The 19,082-nt window shown below is 75.5% G+C and carries 15 protein-coding genes; 6 read left to right on the plus strand and 9 right to left on the minus strand.

Going from position 1 to position 19,082, the window contains the following annotated elements; all coding sequences use genetic code 11:
* The first annotated feature begins 308 nt into the window (after positions 1-308).
* Positions 309-497 (plus strand): hypothetical protein, encoded by a 189-nt coding sequence (locus ACIQUQ_RS14600; protein WP_399939249.1) that lies wholly within the window; start codon positions 309-311, stop codon positions 495-497.
* Positions 498-579: 82 nt separating this feature from the next.
* Here ACIQUQ_RS14600 and ACIQUQ_RS14605 read toward each other — a convergent pair whose 3' ends face one another.
* From ACIQUQ_RS14605 to ACIQUQ_RS14620, 4 genes are all read right to left on the minus strand, one after another.
* The gene (locus tag ACIQUQ_RS14605; protein ID WP_403975314.1) at positions 580-2,229 is read right to left on the minus strand and encodes a DNA repair helicase XPB; all 1,650 of its coding nucleotides are present in this window, start codon (positions 2,227-2,229) and stop codon (positions 580-582) included.
* Between the two features lie 117 nt (positions 2,230-2,346).
* Positions 2,347-2,754 carry a DUF3592 domain-containing protein gene (locus tag ACIQUQ_RS14610; protein WP_403975316.1) on the minus strand — a complete coding sequence of 136 codons (408 nt, stop codon included), beginning with the start codon at positions 2,752-2,754 and terminating at the stop codon, positions 2,347-2,349.
* 9 nt (positions 2,755-2,763) lie between these two features.
* Complete coding sequence (locus ACIQUQ_RS14615) at positions 2,764-3,360, minus strand: DUF4291 domain-containing protein (protein WP_403975318.1); 597 nt, start codon at positions 3,358-3,360, stop codon at positions 2,764-2,766.
* An 84-nt stretch (positions 3,361-3,444) separates the two neighbouring features.
* Positions 3,445-6,222 carry a helicase-associated domain-containing protein gene (locus ACIQUQ_RS14620; RefSeq protein ID WP_403975320.1) on the minus strand — a complete coding sequence of 926 codons (2,778 nt, stop codon included), beginning with the start codon at positions 6,220-6,222 and terminating at the stop codon, positions 3,445-3,447.
* Positions 6,223-6,315: 93 nt separating this feature from the next.
* Between ACIQUQ_RS14620 and ACIQUQ_RS14625 the strand changes: the two genes are divergently transcribed.
* Together ACIQUQ_RS14625 and ACIQUQ_RS14630 are read left to right on the plus strand one after the other, a co-directional pair.
* Complete coding sequence (locus tag ACIQUQ_RS14625) at positions 6,316-7,365, plus strand: hypothetical protein (RefSeq protein WP_403975322.1); 1,050 nt, start codon at positions 6,316-6,318, stop codon at positions 7,363-7,365.
* 217 nt (positions 7,366-7,582) lie between these two features.
* Complete coding sequence (locus tag ACIQUQ_RS14630) at positions 7,583-8,239, plus strand: HAD family hydrolase (protein ID WP_403975324.1); 657 nt, start codon at positions 7,583-7,585, stop codon at positions 8,237-8,239.
* 299 nt (positions 8,240-8,538) lie between these two features.
* Here the strand turns inward: ACIQUQ_RS14630 and ACIQUQ_RS14635 are convergent, their stop codons facing one another.
* Positions 8,539-8,745, minus strand: a complete 207-nt coding sequence (locus tag ACIQUQ_RS14635; RefSeq protein WP_399940492.1) for a hypothetical protein — start codon at positions 8,743-8,745, stop codon at positions 8,539-8,541.
* A gap of 258 nt (positions 8,746-9,003) precedes the next feature.
* Here ACIQUQ_RS14635 and ACIQUQ_RS14640 point away from each other — a divergent pair, with 258 nt between their 5' ends.
* On the plus strand, positions 9,004-9,387 hold the full coding sequence (locus ACIQUQ_RS14640) for a cold-shock protein (RefSeq protein WP_403975326.1): 384 nt from the start codon (positions 9,004-9,006) through the stop codon (positions 9,385-9,387).
* A 112-nt stretch (positions 9,388-9,499) separates the two neighbouring features.
* Here ACIQUQ_RS14640 and ACIQUQ_RS14645 read toward each other — a convergent pair whose 3' ends face one another.
* From ACIQUQ_RS14645 to ACIQUQ_RS14660, 4 genes are all read right to left on the minus strand, one after another.
* A complete protein-coding gene (locus ACIQUQ_RS14645) occupies positions 9,500-10,426 on the minus strand; it encodes a 1,4-dihydroxy-6-naphthoate synthase (RefSeq protein ID WP_403975329.1) in 927 nt (308 codons plus the stop codon).
* Positions 10,410-11,147 (minus strand): futalosine hydrolase, encoded by a 738-nt coding sequence (locus tag ACIQUQ_RS14650; RefSeq protein WP_403975331.1) that lies wholly within the window; start codon positions 11,145-11,147, stop codon positions 10,410-10,412. The genes ACIQUQ_RS14645 and ACIQUQ_RS14650 overlap by 17 nt, the downstream gene beginning before the upstream one ends.
* A gap of 16 nt (positions 11,148-11,163) precedes the next feature.
* Positions 11,164-11,661 (minus strand): DUF2771 domain-containing protein, encoded by a 498-nt coding sequence (locus tag ACIQUQ_RS14655; protein WP_399939272.1) that lies wholly within the window; start codon positions 11,659-11,661, stop codon positions 11,164-11,166.
* A gap of 1,365 nt (positions 11,662-13,026) precedes the next feature.
* Entirely contained in the window at positions 13,027-14,388 is a 1,362-nt protein-coding gene (locus ACIQUQ_RS14660) for an MFS transporter (RefSeq protein ID WP_403975333.1), read from the minus strand.
* Positions 14,389-14,765: 377 nt separating this feature from the next.
* On the opposite strand from ACIQUQ_RS14660, the gene ACIQUQ_RS14665 reads away from it, so the two are divergent.
* Both ACIQUQ_RS14665 and ACIQUQ_RS14670 read left to right on the plus strand, forming a co-directional pair.
* On the plus strand, positions 14,766-15,674 hold the full coding sequence (locus ACIQUQ_RS14665; protein ID WP_403975336.1) for a DUF3027 domain-containing protein: 909 nt from the start codon (positions 14,766-14,768) through the stop codon (positions 15,672-15,674).
* A gap of 206 nt (positions 15,675-15,880) precedes the next feature.
* Positions 15,881-19,081 carry a sacsin N-terminal ATP-binding-like domain-containing protein gene (locus ACIQUQ_RS14670; RefSeq protein ID WP_403975338.1) on the plus strand — a complete coding sequence of 1,067 codons (3,201 nt, stop codon included), beginning with the start codon at positions 15,881-15,883 and terminating at the stop codon, positions 19,079-19,081.
* The last annotated feature ends 1 nt before the right edge of the window (position 19,082 follow it).

Here is a 19,082-nt window from a genome sequence, read left to right on the forward strand (position 1 = left end):
GAGGCGGCAAGACGGGCGATTGTAGTCCGCGGTCCGTCGGGGCGCGAACGGATTACGGGCCGGGGCGTCGGGCCGGCCGAGCTGCTCCTTCCGGGCTCCGTGCCTGCTCCTTCCGGGCTCCGTGCCTGCTCGTTCCGGGCTCCGTGCCTGCTTGTTCCGGGTCCCCTCCCCGCGCTCCCTACGGGCCCGGATGAGACCTTCGGTAGACCTCTGGGGGGAGGGGATGCCCCGGGAGTATGACGCGGGGGGCTCGGAGGATGGCTCCGTAGAGCGATGTGCGGGGCGGGCGGAAAAAGGACCATGGATCCATGAGCACCGCAACCTTCAACCCGGTCCAGGGCGGCCGCCACAGCAGTGCGGCCGCCACCCCCTCCGACACCTCCGCCCGCCTCCGCGGCGGCGGCCTCTTCCGCGCCGCGCGGGTCTTCGCGGCGACCGCCGTCAGCGTGGTCCTCCTCGGCGAGTACGCCGAGGACGCGGGAGTCATACGTCGCTGACCGAGCGCCCGGGGTCCTCGGGGGACCCGGACGCCTTGCCGTACCAGGGAGCCCGCACAGGCACAGGCTCCCGCGTCACGCCCTACTCGGGCTCGCCGGCCAGCAGCTCGTCGGCGTCCATGATCCGGTAGGCGTAGCCCTGCTCGGCCAGGAAGCGCTGCCGGTGCGCCGCGAAGTCCTGGTCGATCGTGTCCCGCGCCACCACCGAGTAGAAGCGCGCCTCGTGGCCGTCCGCCTTCGGCCGCAGCACCCGGCCCAGCCGCTGGGCCTCCTCCTGACGCGAACCGAACGTGCCCGACACCTGGATGGCGACGGTCGCCTCCGGCAGGTCGATCGAGAAGTTCGCGACCTTCGACACCACCAGGACGTTGATCTCACCCTCGCGGAAGGCGTCGAACAGCTTCTCCCGCTGGGCGTTCGAGGTCTCGCCCTTGATGACGGGCGCGTCCAGGTGCTCGCCCAGCTCGTCCAGCTGGTCGATGTACTGCCCGATGACCAGCGTCTGCTCGCCGCGGTGCCGGGCCACCAGCGCCTCGGTCACCTTCCGCTTGGTCGCGGTGGTCGCGCAGAAGCGGTACTTCTCCTCCGTCTCGGCCGTCGCGTACGCCAGCCGCTCGCTCTCGGTCAGGTTGACCCGCACCTCGACACAGTCGGCCGGGGCGATGTAGCCCTGCGCCTCGATCTCCTTCCACGGCGCGTCGAACCGCTTGGGCCCGATCAGGGAGAAGACGTCGGACTCCCGCCCGTCCTCGCGGACCAGCGTCGCCGTCAGCCCCAGCCGCCGGCGCGCCTGCAGGTCGGCGGTGAACTTGAAGACCGGCGCGGGCAGCAGGTGCACCTCGTCGTAGACGATCAGGCCCCAGTCACGGGAGTCGAAGAGCTCCAGGTGCGGATAGACGCCCTTCCGCTTGGTCGTCAGCACCTGGTAGGTCGCGATGGTGACGGGCCGGATCTCCTTGCGCGTACCGCTGTACTCGCCGATCTCGTCCTCGGTCAGCGAGGTGCGCTTGACCAGCTCGTGCTTCCACTGGCGGGCGGAGACGGTGTTCGTCACCAGGATCAGCGTGGTGGCCTTGGCCTCGGCCATCGCGCCCGCGCCGACCAGGGTCTTGCCGGCGCCGCAGGGCAGCACCACGACACCGGAGCCGCCGTGCCAGAAGCCGTCGACGGCCTGGCGCTGGTACGGGCGCAGCGCCCAGCCGTCCTCGCGGAGGTCGATGGGGTGCGCCTCGCCGTCGACGTAACCGGCCAGGTCCTCGGCCGGCCAGCCCAGCTTCAGCAGGGTCTGCTTGATCTGCCCGCGCTCGGAGGGGTGGACGGCGACGGTGTCCGGGTCGATCCGCTGGCCCACCAGCGGGGTGATCCGCTTGGACCGGAGGATCTCCTCCAGCACCGGCCGGTCCGTGCTGGTCAGCACGAGGCCGTGCGTCGGGTGCTTGCTCAGGGTCAGCCGGCCGTAGCGGGCCATGGTCTCGGCGACGTCGACGAGCAGTGCGTGCGGCACCGGGTAGCGGGAGAACTCGACGAGCGCGTCGACCACCTGCTCGGCGTCGTGCCCGGCGGCGCGGGCGTTCCACAGCCCCAGCGGCGTCAGCCGGTAGGTGTGGATGTGCTCCGGAGCGCGCTCCAGCTCGGCGAACGGCGCGATGGCGCGGCGGCACGCGTCGGCGAGTTCGTGGTCGACCTCGAGGAGGAGCGTCTTGTCGCTCTGGACGATGAGGGGCCCGTTCACGCTGTTCCCTTCACGGTGGAGTGGCGGCCCGGCATCGGCTGCGCGGGGCCAAACCTCCAGTGTGCCGTACGGGACCGCCGGGCGGGGGCGCAGCGGGGACCGGGGCGCCAGGGGGCGTCAGAGGAGTTCGGTCCAGAGGAAGGCGACGGTGACGAGGCAGAGGAGGCTCAGCAGGGACCAGCCGGCTCCGGCCGGGTCGGGGTCGCCTTCGAGGCGGAAGCGGTCGGGCTTGCGCGGGTCGTGCACGACGACGGTGAAGTCGCCCCTGGCGAAGCGGGGGTGGTGCGTGCCGTGCGGGGCCTCCCGCTCGATCCTGCGGCCGTCCTCGGCGGTGAACGCGACGACCGGGTGGTGGCGCACGTCGCCGGCGCCGTCCTTCCGCGTCGTCACGGAGACCACTTCCGCCTCCGCGGCCCTGCCCCCGTTCTCCAGGCGCCACGCGCTCCACGCCTTCGCGAACCCCAGCCAGGCGACGCCGCCGAGGAAGGGGGTGAACACCAGGAGCAGCCAGATCGCGCCCGCCATGCCGGTCACCTAACCGTTGATGTGGGCCAGGCCGCCCTCGGGGACGGGGTAGGGCCGCTCCTCGGGGAGGAGGGCTCGGGCCGCGGTGTCGTCGCCGGCGCGTACGAGTGCGTGGACCTGCCGGGCGAGCGGGGTGACGTCGCGGATGGAGACCGTCCACTCGTCGGCGTACGCGCGGGACAGGCTGCCCGAGAGGCCCAGCTGGAGCGACCGGTGGGGGAGGGCGTTCAGCCGCAGGTCCCGCTCGGGGTCCCACTGCACCCGCGCCTCGGTCTCCTGCAACTGCCGCCGCCACGCCTCGCGGTCGGGGTGCACGGCGGGTTCGTAGTGAGAGAGGCAGGCCCCGCGCAGGGCCCGGTCGAAGCCCTCGCGGGCGATCTCGACGGCGAGCACGGTCTCCTGGTCGGCCTTGGTGCCCCAGCCGCAGCGGTACATCATCCACAGGAAGCTGGGCTTGATCCACGTCATCCGGTCGCGTTTCCAGGCCCCGGGAAACCGCCCGTCCCGCACCGCGGGCCGCCCGATGTGTGCCCCGTACGCCTGATACACCGTCACGGTCCGCTCCCCGTAGAGGGCCCGTATCCGCCGGTTCCGCTGTTGGTCCATGGAGCCACCCTGCGCCGCCCGGCACCCCACTGGCCACCGGTTTTCCGGGGTCCGCGCCGCCGGACCCCCGCGTGGTCCATCCGGTCAGATGTGGTCCTCCGCCAGTTCGGCCACGCCCGTGATGCGGTGGAGGGGGTACGTGCGGACCTCGTCGGCGGTGTGGTCGTAGCCGGTGACGAAGCCGCCCTCGACGCGGACGGGGGCGATCACGCGCTGCGAGGCGGCGCCCTCCGCGTTGACGTAGCCGATCCAGACCGCGGTGCCGGTGAGGGCGGCGGCCTGGACGGTGGCCAGGGTCTCCGCGGGGCTGGTGCGGGGGAGTTCGCCCGGGGCGGCCGCCGCGGCGGGGGCCGGCTCCTTGCGGACCGCCGTCGCCGCCAGGTCGCCGGCGCGGATGGCCCGTACCGCCGCGCCCAGCAGCGTCGCGTCCGGTACCGGCGGGCCTTCGGGCACCGGCACCGGGGCGGTGCGCGGCGGGGTGCGGTGGGCGTCGGCCCGGGCCACCAGCACGTCGCCGGTGGCGGATTCGGCGGCCGGCGCGAAGCCCATCGTGCGCAGCCCCTCCAGCAGGGTGGTCGGGTCGGCTTGCGCGGCCAGCACGGTCGGCGCGAGCCGCCGCAGGCCGAGCCCCTGGGAGCGCTTGTCGGCCAGGATCTCGCCGAGCATCGCGTCGTCGTCGCAGCGCACGTACGAGGAGGCCGCGCCCACCCGCAGGTGCCCGTGGCGGCGCGCCACGTCGTCGATCAGGTAGGCCAGCGGCTGCGGCACCGGGGTGCGGCTGTGCTCGGCGAGGAAGGCGTGCAGGTCGGAGGCGGCGCGCCCGGCGTCCAGCGCGCGGCGCACGGAGGCCGGGGTGAAGCGGTAGACCGTCGCGCCGCCCTTCGACTCGACGTCCGCCAGTACGGACAGCGTGTCGGCGAGGTGACGTTCCAGCGGCCCGGGCGCCACGGCGGTCAGGTCGGCCTGGAGCAGTACGTGGTCGACGGGCGCCGGCAGCAGTGGGGCGAGCAGCGCGCCGACGGCCTGCCGGAGCGCCTTCCCCTCCAGGGCGGAGTCCGTGCCGGTGCCCGCGCCCGCGGCCGTACCCGTGTCCTGGCCCGCGTGGCCGTGGCCGTGGCCGTGCCCGAAGCCGTGCGCGGGCGGCGCCGTCAGCAGCGGGCGCGCCTGCGTGGACAGCGCGCCGCGGCCGGTGACGCCCAGCAGCTCCGCCTCGGCCAGCGCCCACCGGGCCAGCCGGGCCCGCAGGTCGCTCGTACCGCTGCGGACCGGCCGCTCCCAGTCCAGCCGGGCGAGCAGCGCCTTGGGGTCGGGAGCGCCGCCCTCGGGGAGCGCGCCGAGCAGTTCGAGCACCCGGCGGCGCACCTCCGGCGCGGCGGAGCGGTCCAGGTCCGGGCCCATCGCGGACAGGGTCCGCGCCTTGGCGTCCTGTTCGCCGACCAGGCCCGGCACGCGGGTGGCCGGCAGCCAGGCCACCGCCAGGGCCGCCCACCGGTCGTGGGCCGGGAGGTCCAGCCACTCGTCGTACGCGGGCGTCGGCGCGTACCGCTCGTCGGCCTCGCCGTCGCTGGCCAGCAGCCCGGCCGCGTAGGCGAGTTCGATCCAGAAGGCGGCCGTCGTCTCGGGCACGTCGAGGGTGGCCGCGGTGCGCTTCAGGTCGCGTACGGCGAGACCGCCCGCGCGCAGCACCAGCGGGCCGCCGTGTTCCCAGGAGGTCAGCAGCTCCTCGACGGTGGCGACGGCGGCGAGGGCCTGGCCCGCCGCGTTCCCGTCCACAAGCTGTGGACGGTGCGTCTTCGCCGCCTCCACGGGCGGCGGCACGGGGTCCGGCGTCCGGTGCGCCCGGCCGTCGCGCAGGTGCAGGGCGACCTCGCGGGGCAGTACGACGGTGCGCGCCGAGGTCGGCAGCAGCAGCCCGCGGTCGCGCAGCCAGCGCACGGGCGGGGCGGGGTTCGGGGTGACCTCGCCGTAGGGCGGTCCCCAGACCAGCCGGGCCAGCACCTGGTGCGCCTCGGCGGGGGCGCCGTCGAGCAGGGCCGCCATCCGCTGCCGGTCGGTGAACAGCCCGGTGAGGGCGGTCACGGCGGACACCGGGTCGTGGGTGGCCGGCAGTCCGGCGGCGGCCACGATCTCCTGCACCCGGCCCGGCGACATGCCGGCGGTGGCCTCGGCGACGGTCGGGCCCAGACCGGTGGGGGAGGGGCGGGAGGCGGCGGGGGCGAGGAGCTCGCGGGCGGTGCGGACCAGGCGCAGCCGGGTGTCGTCGCCCCAGAGCAGGGCCTGCTCGCGCAGCCGGGCCACGGCGTGGGGGAGGGCTGCCCGCACGTCGGCGGGGGTGACTTCGGGGGCGTCCGCGCCGGAGGGCTCGTACGGCTCCGCGCCCTCGCCCGTCATCAGGCGCTCCAGCACCTCGTACGGGCACGGGTCCGGTGCCACCGCGAGGGCCTCGGCGGTCTGGAGGGCGAAGCGGTCGAGGCGTTCCAGGGCCCGCACGACGGAGGCGCGGGTGCCGGCACGGGTGGCGAGCTGCGTCAGGTCGTTCGGCACCGGGCTGAGCAGGTCGGGCCGGGCCCGCAACAGCGCGCCGAGCGCCACGTCGTCCTGCGCCCGGAGGGCCTCGGCCAGGGAGCGGGGGGCGGCGGGGGTGGCGCCGGAGGCGCTGGAGGTGCTGGTCGCGGCAGCGGTGCCGGTGGTGCCGGCGCCGGTTCCGGAGGCGTCGGCCGGGGCAGGGTCCGAGGAGGTGTCCGGGACGGTCTGCGACGCGGTGGAGGGTTCGGTCGCGGAACGCGGCTCGGCGCCGGCTGCCGGGCCGGCGGAGGGGTGCGGGCTGTGCGGGGTGTCGGACACGTTCGCCTCCTGGTCCATCCGGCCAACGTTAGCCCCTGCGCGAGATCCCGCCGAGTGTCCGGCCCACGCGCTACCTTCGCTTCAGGCGAGAGGGGCGGGAGAGGACGCGCGGTGGGGATCGAGAGCGACCAACTGGTCTACGACTACCTGAGCCGGGTCGGCGACCTGGCCCAGCGCCGGCAGCTGCCGTCCGGCGACCGGATGCGCCTGGTCTCGACGCTGCGGAACGAGATCGACCGCCAGCGCGCCCGGTACGAGCAGGAGACCCCGGCGTCGGTGCGGCGGATCCTGGAGCGGCTCGGGAGCCCGGAGCAGGTCCTGGACTCGGTCGCGGAAGGCGGCCCGGCGGTGCTGGCCGCGCCCCCGGAAGCGGAGCCGGCCCCCGCGGTGCCGGGACAGCGGGGGCCGCGGCGGTTCGGCAAGGCGGCGCGGGAGGCGGCCCGGGAGGCCGAGGTGCCGCCGCCCCGCTCCGCCACCGCCCCGGCGCCGCCGCACCTGGCCGGCCTCGACGAACTCGGCGACTCCGACGGCGAGCCCGACTGGTGGCGGGTCGAGCCGGCGCCTTTCGGTCCGGGTACGCAGGTCGAGGGCTTCGCCGGGGGCATCGAGATCCCGGAACTGCTGAAGCGGCCGGTGACGGATGAGGACGAGGAGCCGGCCGCCGAGCCGGAGGCCGGTCCGGCGGCGCCACGGAAGCCGGTGGGGCGGGTGCGGACGGTCGTACGCGCCCTCCGCGAGCGGCGCGAGGCCAAGGCGGCGGCCGCCGGTGCGCCGGAGGCGGCAGCGGAGCCGGCTCCGGCCGCGGGCGCTGCCGCGGCTCCGGCGCGGGTCAAGCCTCACGCCTTCCTGCTGCTGGCCGCGGCCGTGCTGGTGGCGGGGGCGGTCAGTGGGTACTGGATGGTGCTCGCGGTGGGCTGGCTGCTGGCGTACGGGTCGCGGACCATGACGCTCACGGAGCGGAAGTGGGTGGTGCTGGGGCTGCCCGGCCTGGTGCTTGCGGGCGCGGTGGTCTGGATCTGGGGCCGCAGCACGGAGCGGTGGGGTGCGCCGCTGGGGCCCGACGGGGTGGGGGAGGCCTTCACCGATCTGCGCTGGTGGGTCGTCCGGGCCGCGGCTGTGGCTTCGGCGGCGTACCTGGTGTGGCGGTCGCGCCGCCCCTGACCTCCCGGTGGGGCCGCCCGCCAATCTCGCGCCGGGCGCCGTCTCTCGCCCGGCGCCCGCCGCCCGCGGTATGAACGGCCCGGACTCGCCCAGGCGCTCGGGCCGGTGCGGTCCCTGCCGGGCTGCGGCGCTGGCTTGGCGTTGGGTTCACCTCGTGGTCAGGGTGGGATCAGGCCGCGTTACCCCGTTCGGGCGGCGGGGTCGGCAGAATGGCCGCATGAACCAGACCGGTCCCGCCCGCCCGTTCACCGTCGGCTTCGACCTCGACATGACGCTCATCGACTCGCGCCCCGGCATCCACGCCACCTACCTGGCGCTGTCCGGCGAGACGGGCACCTACATCGACGCCGACGCCGCCGTCACGCGGCTCGGGCCGCCGCTGGAGGAGGAGCTGGCCAACTGGTTCCCGGCGGACCGCCTGGAGGCCGCGGCCGACCGGTACCGCGCGATCTACCCCACCCACGCCATCGCCGCGACCCCCGCGATGCCGGGCGCGCTCGCGGCCGTCGCCGCCGTGCGCGAGCTCGGCGGCCGGGCGATCGTCGTCACGGGCAAGTACCAGCCCAACGCCCGCATGCACCTCGACCACGTCGGCATCGAGATGGACGCGGTGATCGGCTGGCTGTGGGCCGAGGCCAAGGCGGAGGCCCTCCGCGAGTACGGCGCGACCGTCTACGTCGGCGACCACGTCGGCGACGTGCGCGGTGCGCGCGAGGCCGGCGCACTGTCGGTGTGCGTGCCGACCGGTCCCTGCGGGGCGGATGAACTGCGGGCCGCCGGCGCCGACGTCATCCTGTCCGACCTGACGGAGCTGCCGGCCTGGCTGGCGGAGTACGCGGCTGCTGCCGAGTTCGCCCCGCTGCCGCGAGCCTGAGGCTGGGACGGACGCGACCTGGGCCCTGGGACCCGGTAGGGCCCGGGGTAAGGCCCGATGCCGGATGCGTGCCGGGCGCGGGCCCGTTGTGGGGCCGATGCCAGGTCCGGGTGCGCGGTTGCGTGCGCCCTGGCGGGCTGGGGATGTACGGGGGCGGGTGCGGGCGGGTGCGGGCCGGCCGGCCGGCCCTGCGCCGGCCGTCGTGCCGGCGATCGTGGTCCGGTCCGGCCCGGTCCGGCCGGCGTCACCTCGACCTCGACCGCCGTCAGGCCCGGCGGCACACCTGCCCCCGACCGCCGTCAGCCCGTGCTGCGCGCCGCCTCGCGGCGCTGCGCGGCGGCCGAGCGGAGCACGCCCGCTCCCGCCACCGCGAAGCCGACGCCCATCAGCATGCAGACCGCGTACGCGACCGGCGGGAAGGGGTCGGTGCCGAGGAAGAGCGGCGCCATCGTCACGAGCGTGGCCACCGCGCCGACGATGAACACGATGCCGCCCGCGCGCACCAGACCGTCGCCGGGACGGGGCTCGTCCTGGGGGTCCCGCGGGCCGGCGGCGTGAGCTTCGGCGGAATGGCCGGGAAGAGGAGTACCAGTCACCCGACCAGGGTAGTTCCCAGGCCGAAGGAAGCACCGGGGGACGTCTTGTCAGCCGCCCCGGGACCATTAGCCTGGTGGATGGCGGGTCGGGACGACCCGCTGTACTGCTATCCAGAGCCGTTTTCCGCGGCTCCCAGGACCCGACGAGCACAAGGACAGAGGACAGACGTGCCTACCGGCAAGGTCAAGTGGTTCAACAGCGAGAAGGGCTTCGGCTTTCTCTCCCGGGACGACGGCGGAGACGTCTTCGTCCACTCGTCGGTGCTCCCTGCCGGGGTCGACTCACTCAAGCCCGGCCAGCGCGTCGAGTTCGGCGTCGTCGCCGGTCAGCGCGGTGACCAGGCGCTTTCGGTGACGGTCCTGGAGCCGGCGCCCTCCGTCGCGGCCGCCCAGCGCCGCAAGCCCGACGAGCTCGCCTCGATCGTGCAGGACCTGACGACGCTGCTGGAGAACATCACGCCGATGCTGGAGCGGGGCCGCTACCCCGACAAGGTGCACGGCGCGAAGATCGCCGGCCTGCTGCGGGCCGTCGCGGACCAGCTGGACGTCTGACGCACGATCCGGAGCCACGCCCCGGAGCCATGGTCAAACGCCTGTGCCCCGCCACCCGAAGAGGTGGCGGGGCACAGGCGTTCGTCAGATCGGAGCCGAAGAAGTCGGCTGCTCAGGGGAACGCCAGCGCGTCCGGCCGCAGCGCAGGTACGAGCCCCTCGGCGGCCGCCCGCGTCAGCAGCCCCCGCACCGCCGCATAGCCCGATTCACCCAGGTTTGCGGTGAACTCGTTGACGTACAGGCCGATGTGCTGGTCCGCCACCCCCGGCGCGAGCTCCTGCGCGTGCGCCCGTACGTACGGCCGTGAGGCCTCCGGGTCGTCCCAGGCCATCCGCACCGACGCACGGGCCGCCTCGGCCAGCGCCCGCAGCGTCTCCTCGCCCAGGGACCGCCGCGCGATGATCGCGCCCAGCGGGATGGGCAGCCCGGTCGTCGACTCCCAGTGCTCGCCCATGTCCGCGAGGCAGTGCAGCCCGTACTCCCGGTACGTGAACCGCGCCTCGTGGATCACCAGTCCGGCGTCCACCCTGCCGTCGCGCACGGCCGGCATGATCTCGTGGAACGGCATCACCACCACCCGTCCCACCGGCTCCGGCAGCACGTCCGCCGCCCACAGCCGGAAGAGCAGGTACGCCGTCGACCGCTCGCTCGGCACCGCGATGGTCCGCCCGCCGAGGTCCAGGCCCGGCTCCCGGGTCAGCACCAGCGGCCCGCAGCCGCGGCCGAGCGCGCCCCCGCAGGGCAGCAGCGCGTACTCGTCGAGCACCCAGGGCAGCACCGCGTACGAGACCTTGAGCACGTCGAACTCCCCGCGCTCGGCCATCCCGTTGGTCAGGTCGATGTCGGCGAACGTGACGTCGAGGCCGGGCGCGCCGGGGACCCGGCCGTGGGCCCAGGCGTCGAAGACGAAGGTGTCGTTCGGGCAGGGCGAGTACGCGATCCGCAGCGGTCCGGTCGCCGGTTCTTCCTCCGGCTCGGCCTTCGGTCCGGTCGCCGGTCCGTTCACCGGTTCTGTCGCCGGTTCAGTCGTTCCGGGCATCGTGCCTCCAGGTCTGGAGTACGGGTACGAGACGGTGGAAGCCCTCCGTGAGGGCCGCGAGCGCGTCGCCGATCCGCCAGGCGGCCCGGTCGCGCGGGCCCACCGGGTTGGACACGGCACGGATCTCCAGGACCGGGAGGCCGTGCGCGGCGGCGGCCTCGGCGACGCCGAAGCCCTCCATCGCCTCGGCGCCCGCCAGCGGGTGGCGGGCGGCCAGTTCGGCGGCGCGGGCGGCCGTACCGGTGACGGTGGAGACGGTGAGGACGGGCGCGAGGAGCGCCCCGGTGGCCTCCGCGACGCGGGCGGTGAGGTCGGCCGGCGGCAGGTGGGCGGCGCGGCCGAAGCCCAGCTCCTCGACGGTCAGGAAACCGTCCGGGGTCTGGGCGCCGAGGTCGGCGGCGACGATCGCGTCGGCGACGACGAGGGAGCCGACGGGTGCGGCGGGCTGGAAGCCGCCGCCGATGCCGGCCGAGACGACGAGGGAGTACGGGTGCTCCGCCGCGGCCAGGGCCGCGCCGGTGGCCGCCGCCACGGCGGCCGGACCGACGCCCCCGGCCAGCACGTCGAAGGCGAGGCCGGGTACGTCGTAACGGGTGACCGAACGGCCCCCGGGCAGGGGGCGGCTGCGCGCGTCGCGGTCCGCCGGGTCCGGATGAGGGGTCAGACCGGCGGCGACGGAGTCGGCCTCCGCCGCCACCGCGGTCACGATGAGCGCGCGCACCCTGTTGCTGCCGGGGTTACTTCTTCAGCTTGAGGGTGAAGGACCAGACGGCGAGGGGCTTCTGGTCCTTGCTGAGCTGGATGAAGGCGAGCTTCTTGGACTCGGGGGCCTCGCCCTGGCCGCCGGTCGCGAAGACGTCGGCGCCGGGGAAGGAGCGGTAGGTGTTGTCGGACGGCTCGGTGATCGGCTGGCCGTCCAGGACCGCCTGCCACTGCTTGCCGTCCTCGACGACCTCGGGCTCGACGCCCAGGCGCAGCGTGTCGCCGCGGCCGTACTCGATGGTCTTGCCGGACTTGATGCTGGAGAGGCACTCCTGCACCTTCTCCGTGGTGAGCTCCTGCGCGTCCTTGGCCTTGGTGCACTTGGCCTCGGACGAGACGGACGAGCTGCCGACCGTCACGGTCGCGAGCGGCGTCGGCTTGTCGCAGGCGGAGAGGACGAGGAGTCCGGCGGACACGGCTGCGAGAGCCGCGACGCTGCGGCGGCCCTTACCCGAGATAAGCGGTGCGGTCATGAGCCGAAGGCTATCGCTCACGCCGTTTCCCTTGGTGGCGGGGGTGGCCAACCGGCCCGCGCGTCGCGCGGGTGAGGGTGAGGCGCGGGTGAGGGTGAGGCGCGGGTCGGGCGCGGTGCGGGTGCGGGTGCGGGTCGGGCGCGGGTCGGGCGCGGGTGCGGTGCGGTGCCGGTGGCGTGCGTCGTTGCCGGGGCGCTGCGAAGGTGCGCGGTGCGGGGGTGGGGCGGGGGCATCTGGAGTGGGCCTCTCTTGGGAGGGTTCCTGGAGCCACCCGCCACTTGAGGGTGTTTCCGGGGCGGGGCGGGCCGTCAAGGGCGCTCCGCTGCGCTCCGCGTCGCCTGCGGCGATTCCACTTCGTTCCACCCTTGACCGCCCACCCCGCCCCGGGGGAACGACGAGTGGCGGGAGGCTCCAGGAGGGACGGTCAGGGGGCAAAGCCCAGGGCCGGCCAGTGGCGATGGGAGCGCGCCCGGTGGCTCCGCCACCCGGGCACCGGCCGGGAGCCCGGTGTCGGCACCCGGTGCCCGGAGCCGGGGGCGGGCCCCCGCCCCACGGGGCGGACGCGTCAGCGTCCGTAGGCCCTCCGCCCGTCTCAGCGACTTCCGGGCCGCCTGCGCGCCTTCATAAGCCGCCACAAATCGCTACGCGCTCCTGCCTTAGGGCGGCGGACGGCCGTCTGGGGCCGGACATAGGCCGCCAGCGATCGCATGTGCTTCTCCCGTCACGCGATGACCGGCCCGTCGTGGTGGGACATAGGCCGCCAGCGTTGGGTAGGCGCTTTTCACGTCTCAGCGTCCGCCGGGCCGGTCGTGGTGGGACGAGAGCCGCCCACGACGGCCGCTTGCTGCTCTAGCGGGACGGCTGGCGGGCCGTCCCGCCCGTCAGTTGCGGGAAATGGACACTGGATCCGGGTCATCCCCGACGCCCGTCCCTTCTCACGTCCCTTCCCGGCCCAAAACGGCCGTTCGCCGCCGAGCCGGCAGGAGCGCGTAGCGATCGTGGGCGGCTTATGAAGGGGCACAGGCGGCCCGGAGGCCGCTATGCCGAGTGGTGGGCCTACGGATGGTGGTGCGTCCGCCCCTTGGGGCGGGGCTGCACCCCGACACTGGGACGCGCACCTGGTACCGGAATGCATGAGGAGTGGCCAGGGCGTCTTTTCTGGGGTTGTCCGCCGAGGTCTTTGCCTTCCGGGCCGGGGTGGCCTGTCAAGGGTGGAACGAAGTGGAATCGCCGCAGGCGACGCGGAGCGCAGCGGAGCGCCCTTGACAGGGTGCCCCGGCCCGGAAACCCTCGGTCGGCGGACGGCCCCAGACCGGCGCCCTCCCTGAGACCGGCCCAGGAGACGCCGCCCCCGGCCCACCCCCCTCAAGCCACCCGCGCCCGTGGTGGCGCCCCGCCCTGCCGTGGCCGCGCGGAAAGCGCTCCCCGGTAGGCCATGACCGTGCCCGCGGCGACCAGGGTGGCCGCCACCGACATGCCCAGGACGCCGTTCAGCGGGAGCGAGATGCCGATCGCGCCGCCCACGACCCAGGCCATCTGCAGCAGCGTCTCGGAGCGGGCGAAGGCCGAGGTGCGCACCTCCTCCGGCACGTCCCGCTGGATCATCGCGTCCAGCGACAGCTTGGCGAGCGCCTGGCAGAAGCCCGCCGTGGCGCCCAGTACGGCCATCAGCAGCCCGGAGAAGAACAGCGCGGCCACGATCGCCGCGGCCAGCGTCAGGGTCAGCACCGCGGCCACGATCGCCTCCGGCGCGCGGGACCGCAGCCACGCGCCCACGGCCGTGCCGCACGCGTTGCCCACCCCGGCCGACACGCCCACGATGCCCAGCGACACCGCCGCGCTCTGCCCGGGCAGCGGGTGCTCGCGCAGCAGGAAGGCCAGGAAGAAGATCAGGAACCCGGAGAGCGAGCGCATCGCCGCGTTGGCCCACAGCCCGCACAGCACCGGCTTGCTCACCGTCCGCAGCCCGGGCCGCCTGGCCCGCTCGCGGCGCGCCTCGTGCGTCGAGAGGCGGGCCCGCCGCTCGCCCTTCGCGGAGTCCACCTGGTGCGGCAGCCGGAAGGCGAAGAACGTGCCGCCGAGGAAGACCGCGCACGCCCCGTACAGCGGCCACTGCGGCCCGATCAGGTGCAGCAGCCCGCCGATCGGCGCCGCCGCGCCGGTGGCCAGCAGCCCGGCCAGCGTCACCCGGGAGTTCGCCTTGACCAGCGAGAACCCCTTGGGCAGCAGCCGCGGCACCACCGCGCTGCGCACCACGCCGTACGCCTTGGACGCCACCAGCACGCCCAGTGCCGCCGGGTAGAGCCGCAGGCCGCCGGTCACCACGGCCCCCGACATGATCACCGCCAGCACCGCCCGGGCGAACATCGCGCCCGCCATGGCCGCGCGCCGGCCGTGCGGCAGCCGGTCCAGCAGGGGCCCGATCACCGGCGCCAGCAGCGTGAAGGGCGCCATCGTGATCAGCAGGTACAGCGCGACGCGGCCGCGTGCCTCGTCCGTGGGGACCGAGAAGAACACCGTGGACGCCAGCGCCACCGTGATCATCATGTCCCCGGCGCCGTTCACGGCGTGCAGCTCGATCAGCTTGCCCAGGCCCGATTCGCCCGCGCCGTGCGCGTGCGTGGCCCGCCGGATGCCCCGCGCGGGCAGGTGGAGGGCGCGCCCGACCGCCCGTCCGGCCCTGCGGGCCCGGCCCGAGCCGTCGTCGGAGGACCGTGCGGCTGCCACCCGGCCATAGTGCCCCACGGCACCTCGCTGAAGCCCGGTGGCGGAGTCCCCGGCGCGTTCCGGCGGTGTTCCGTCGGAGTCCCCGGCGCGTTCCGGCGGCGTCACGGGTTCGCTTCGCTGTCCGCGAATCGGACGTGCAGGTGGGCCCAGGGCTGCGAAGGAGGTAGCGTGCGTAGCGCGCCACCGGCGGTCGCTCTTGGCCGCGCGCCTCTCCGCGATCCCGCAGAATGGTTCGCAGTAGGTGCGCCCGAGGCCGATCGGGCGCGGACGTCGACGCGGCCCTCTGGTCCGCTCCGCCCGCGCCCCGTACGGATCAGGACCGGCGGTTGTCACGGACGAGGGCGCACTCGTGAGACGGCGTAGGAGAGAACGAGACAGTGAGTGCTGCGACGACGCGAAGCCGTACCCCCGACCGCCTGTGCGCCGAGGCGGTAGAACTCGCCCGAGCGGCGGCGGAGGAAGCCGCCGCCCCCGGCTCGGTGGGCGAGCACGTCTCGGTGGTCGCGGAGGGCGACCGCGTCGTCACGCACTTCTTCGAGTGCACGGACGCGGGCTACCGCGGCTGGCGCTGGGCCGTGACGGTGGCCCGCGCCTCCCGTGCCAAGGTCGTCACCCTCGATGAAACGGTGCTGCTCCCCGGCCCCGACGCGCTGCTCGCGCCCGAGTGGGTGCCGTGGAGCGAGCGGCTGCGCCCGGGCGACATGGGACCCGGCGACCTGCTGCCCACCGAGGCGGACGACCTGCGCCTGGAGCCCGGCTACTCCGGCGAGGACACGCCCCCGCCGAACTCCGTCGTCTCCGAGGAGGTCAGGGACCTCGCCGACGCCGAGGACGCGGCCTTCACGGACCGGGTCGCGGTGCCGGAGCGCGGCTCGATCACCTCGGTCGCCGAGGAACTGGGCATGCGGCGGGCCCGTGTGCTGTCGCGGTACGGGCTGCACACCGCGGCCGACCGCTGGGACGAGGCCTTCGGCGCCAAGACCCCGATGGCGCAGGCGGCCCCCGCCTCCTGCGTGTCCTGCGGCTTCCTGATGAAGATCGGCGGCTCGCTGGGCCAGGCCTTCGGCGTGTGCGCCAACGAGTTCGGGCCGGCCGACGGCCGCCTGGTCTCCCTCTCGTACGGCTGCGGCGGGCACTCCGAGGCCGCCGTCATGCCGAAGCCGCCGCGGCCCGCGCCGCCGGTGCTCGACTCCATGGGGGCCGACGCCTTCCCGCTGCGCCCGGACGCCGAGAGCGGCTCGGTGCCCGTCGCGGAGCTGCCGGAACAGGACCTGGGCCACTCGTAACGGACCCTCACCGGCCTTGCCGGCGCCGCCCTTGGGGCGCCGCCGGCCGCCACCGGTCCGGGGTGCACGCGGACGCGCGGCGCCCCGTACGGGGACCAGCAGCCTGAACCTGCGGGCTTCCCCCAGGGCGCCGGGTCGCGGCCGGTCCGCGGCGCGGTACCTTCTGGCCCTGGAACGGCAACGGGCGGGAAGCAGGAGGCAGCGGCGTGAGCGGACGAGCGACGGCGGCTCAGGGCGGCGTGGACCCCTTCGGGACCGCGCGGCTGCGGCGCGGGGTACTCGACGCCTGGGGCGCGAGCCCCGCCCGGTTCCGGGAGGACGCCAACGCCGAGGAGGACCTCGCACTCGGCGGCTACCGCGACCGGCTGGTCGTCGAACTCGCCCAGAACGCCGCCGACGCCGCCGCACGGGCCGGCGTACCCGGCCGGCTCCGGCTCACCCTGCGCTCCGGCATCCTCGCCGTCGCCAACACCGGCGCACCCCTCGACGCCACCGGCGTCGAATCCCTCAGCACCCTGCGCGCCTCCGCCAAGCGCGGCACCGGCGACAGCGTCGGCCGCTTCGGCGTCGGCTTCGCGGCCGTCCTCGCCGTCAGCGACGAGCCGGCCGTCCTCGGCCGGCACGGCGGCGTCCGCTGGTCCCTGGCCGAGGCCCGCGAACTCGCCCACCAGGCCGCCCAGGGCAGCCCCGGCCTCGGCGACGAACTCCGCCGCCGCGACGGCCACGTACCCCTGCTGCGCCTCCCCCTGCCCGCCGAGGGCACCGCGCCCGAGGGCTACGACACTGTCGTCGTCCTCCCGCTGCGCGACGGCGTCGCCGAGGACCTGGTGGACCGCCTGCTGGCCGGCATCGACGACGCGCTGCTGCTCACCCTGCCCGGTCTCCAGGACGTGGTCGTCGAGACCCCCGCCGGCACCCGCACCCTGCGCCGCCGCGAGGTGGGCGCGTACACCGTCATCGACGACAGCGAGGCCGGCTCGACCCGCTGGCGCACCGTCCGCCACTCCGGCCCCGTCGAGCCCGCGCTGCTCGCCGACCGGCCCGTGGAGGAGCGGCTCCGGCCCCAGTGGACCGTCTCCTGGGCCGTGCCCGTGGACGCCGAGGGCGCGCCCGTACGCCCCTCCACCGCGCCCGTCGTGCACGCCCCCACCCCCACCGACGAGCCGCTCGGCATCCCCGCCCTGCTCATCGCCTCCCTCCCGCTCGACACCGCCCGCCGCCACCCGGCACCCGGGCCGCTGACCGACTTCCTCGTCGAGCGCGCGGCCGACGCGTACGCCGAACTCCTCGCCGCCTGGCACCCGGTGAGCACCGCGCTCGTCGACCTGGTGCCCGGACCGCTCGGCAAGGGCGAGCTGGACGGCGCCCTGCGCGCCGCCGTGATCCGGCGGCTGCCCCGCACCGCGTTCCTGGCCCCCGCCGCGCCCTCCGAGGAGCTGACCGCGCTGCGGCCCTTCGAGGCCGAGGTGGTCGAGGGCGCGGGCGCCGACACCGTGCGCGTGCTCGCCGAGGTGCTGCCGACGCTGCTGCCCGCCGGCCTGGAACGCCGTACGGAGCTGCGCACGCTCGGCGTGGGCCGGCTGCCGCTCGGCGACGCCATCGAGCGCATCGCGGGCGTGGAGCGGGCGCCGTCCTGGTGGTACCGGCTGTACGACACGCTGGCCGGCGTGGACCCGGACCGGCTCTCCGGCCTGCCCGTGCCGCTGGCCACCGGCCCGGACGAGGTGCGGAAGGAGCCGCTGGACGGCCTCGGCGAACTCGCCGGGACCGATGACGCCCCCGGCACGGACGGCTTCGGCGCGGAGCTGCCCGACGGCGCCCCCGGCGTCCGCACCACCATCGGCCCCCGGCACGTGCTGCTGCCCGGCCCGGACACCCCCGCGAACCTGACCCGGCTGGGTCTGAAGGTCGCCCACCCCGAGGCCGCGCACCCGCTGCTGGAGAAGCTGGGCGCGCTGCCCGCCACGCCCCGGGCGGTGCTGACCACCCCGCAGGTGCGGGCCGCGGTGGCCGCCTCCCTGGACGCGGACGAGATCTGGGACGAGGACGCGCTGGACGCGGAGGAGCTGGCCGAGGTGGTGCTCGGGCTGGTCCGCGACGCCGGGCTCGAACCGGGCGACGAGCCGTGGCTGGGCGCCCTCGCGCTGCCGGACGAGGACGGCGAGCCGGCCCCGGCCGCCGAACTGGTGCTGCCGGGCTCGCCGTTCGCCCGCGTGATGCGGGAGGGCGAACTCGCGCTGGTCGACGCGGAGCTGGCCGAGCGGTGGGGCGAGCAGCCCCTCACGGCCTGCGGCGTGCTGGCCAACTTCCAGCTGGTGCGGGCCACCGATGTGGTGCTGGACCCGGACGAACTGGAGCCGCGCGAGGGTGACTTCCCCGAGCCGGACGACGCCGGGCTGCTGGACGCCGTCGACGTGTGGTGCGAGGACCTGCTCGACCAGCTGCCGGACACCCCGGTGCCGCCGGTGGCCACGGAGATCGTGGCGGTGCGCGACCTGGACCTGGTCGACGACGACGCCTGGCCGCAGGCGCTGGCCCTGCTGGCGCAGCCACCGCTGCGCGACGCGCTGACCCAGCCGGTGCGGGTGCTGCTGCCCGACGGCACCACGCAGACCGTGCGCCCGTACACGGCCTGGTGGCTGCGAGACCACCCGGTGCTCGACGGCCGCCGCCCGGCCGGTCTGCGGGCCGCCGGGGGCGACCCGCTGCTGGAGGGCCTGTACACGTCCGCCGACGCCACCGGCTTCGAGGACGAGCAGGTGCTGCGCGCCCTGGGGGTACGCACCTCCGTCGCCGCCCTGCTCGACGAGCCCGGCGGTGCCGCCGAGCTGCTGGGCCGGCTGGCCGACCCGGACCGCACGGTGACGGCCCGTCAACTCCACGCCCTGTACGGGGCGCTGGCCGACCTGGACCCCGAGCAGGTGACGCTGCCGGACGAGCTGCGGGCCGTGGTCGACGGCGAGGTGCGGGTGGTGGACGCCGCCGACGCGGTGGTCGCCGACGCGCCCGACCTGCTGCCGCTCGCCGGTGACCTCCCGCTGCTGCCGGTGGCCCCTTCGGCCGCCGCCGACCTGGCCGAACTGCTCCAGGTGCGGCGCCTGTCGGAGACCCTGCCCGCACTGGTGGCGACCGACGGCGAGGAGCGCCGGGTGCCGGAGTCGGTGCGGGTGCTGCTGGGTCCGGCGACCCCGGACTCGTACGTCGAGCACGAGGAGCTGGTCGCGGGCGGCATCGAGCTGGACTGGCGGCGCACCCCGGACGGCGTCCTGCACGCCGCCACCCTGGAGGGCGTGGCGGCGGGCCTGGCCTGGGCGGCCGGCCAGTGGCCCCGCCGCTTCGAGGTCGCGGCCCTCCTGGAGGACCCGTCCCGCACGGAGGAACTGGCCAGGGACCGCTGGTTCGACTGAC

The organism is Streptomyces sp. NPDC101118 (genome assembly GCF_044759445.1).
Classification (GTDB): Bacteria; Actinomycetota; Actinomycetes; order Streptomycetales; family Streptomycetaceae; genus Streptomyces.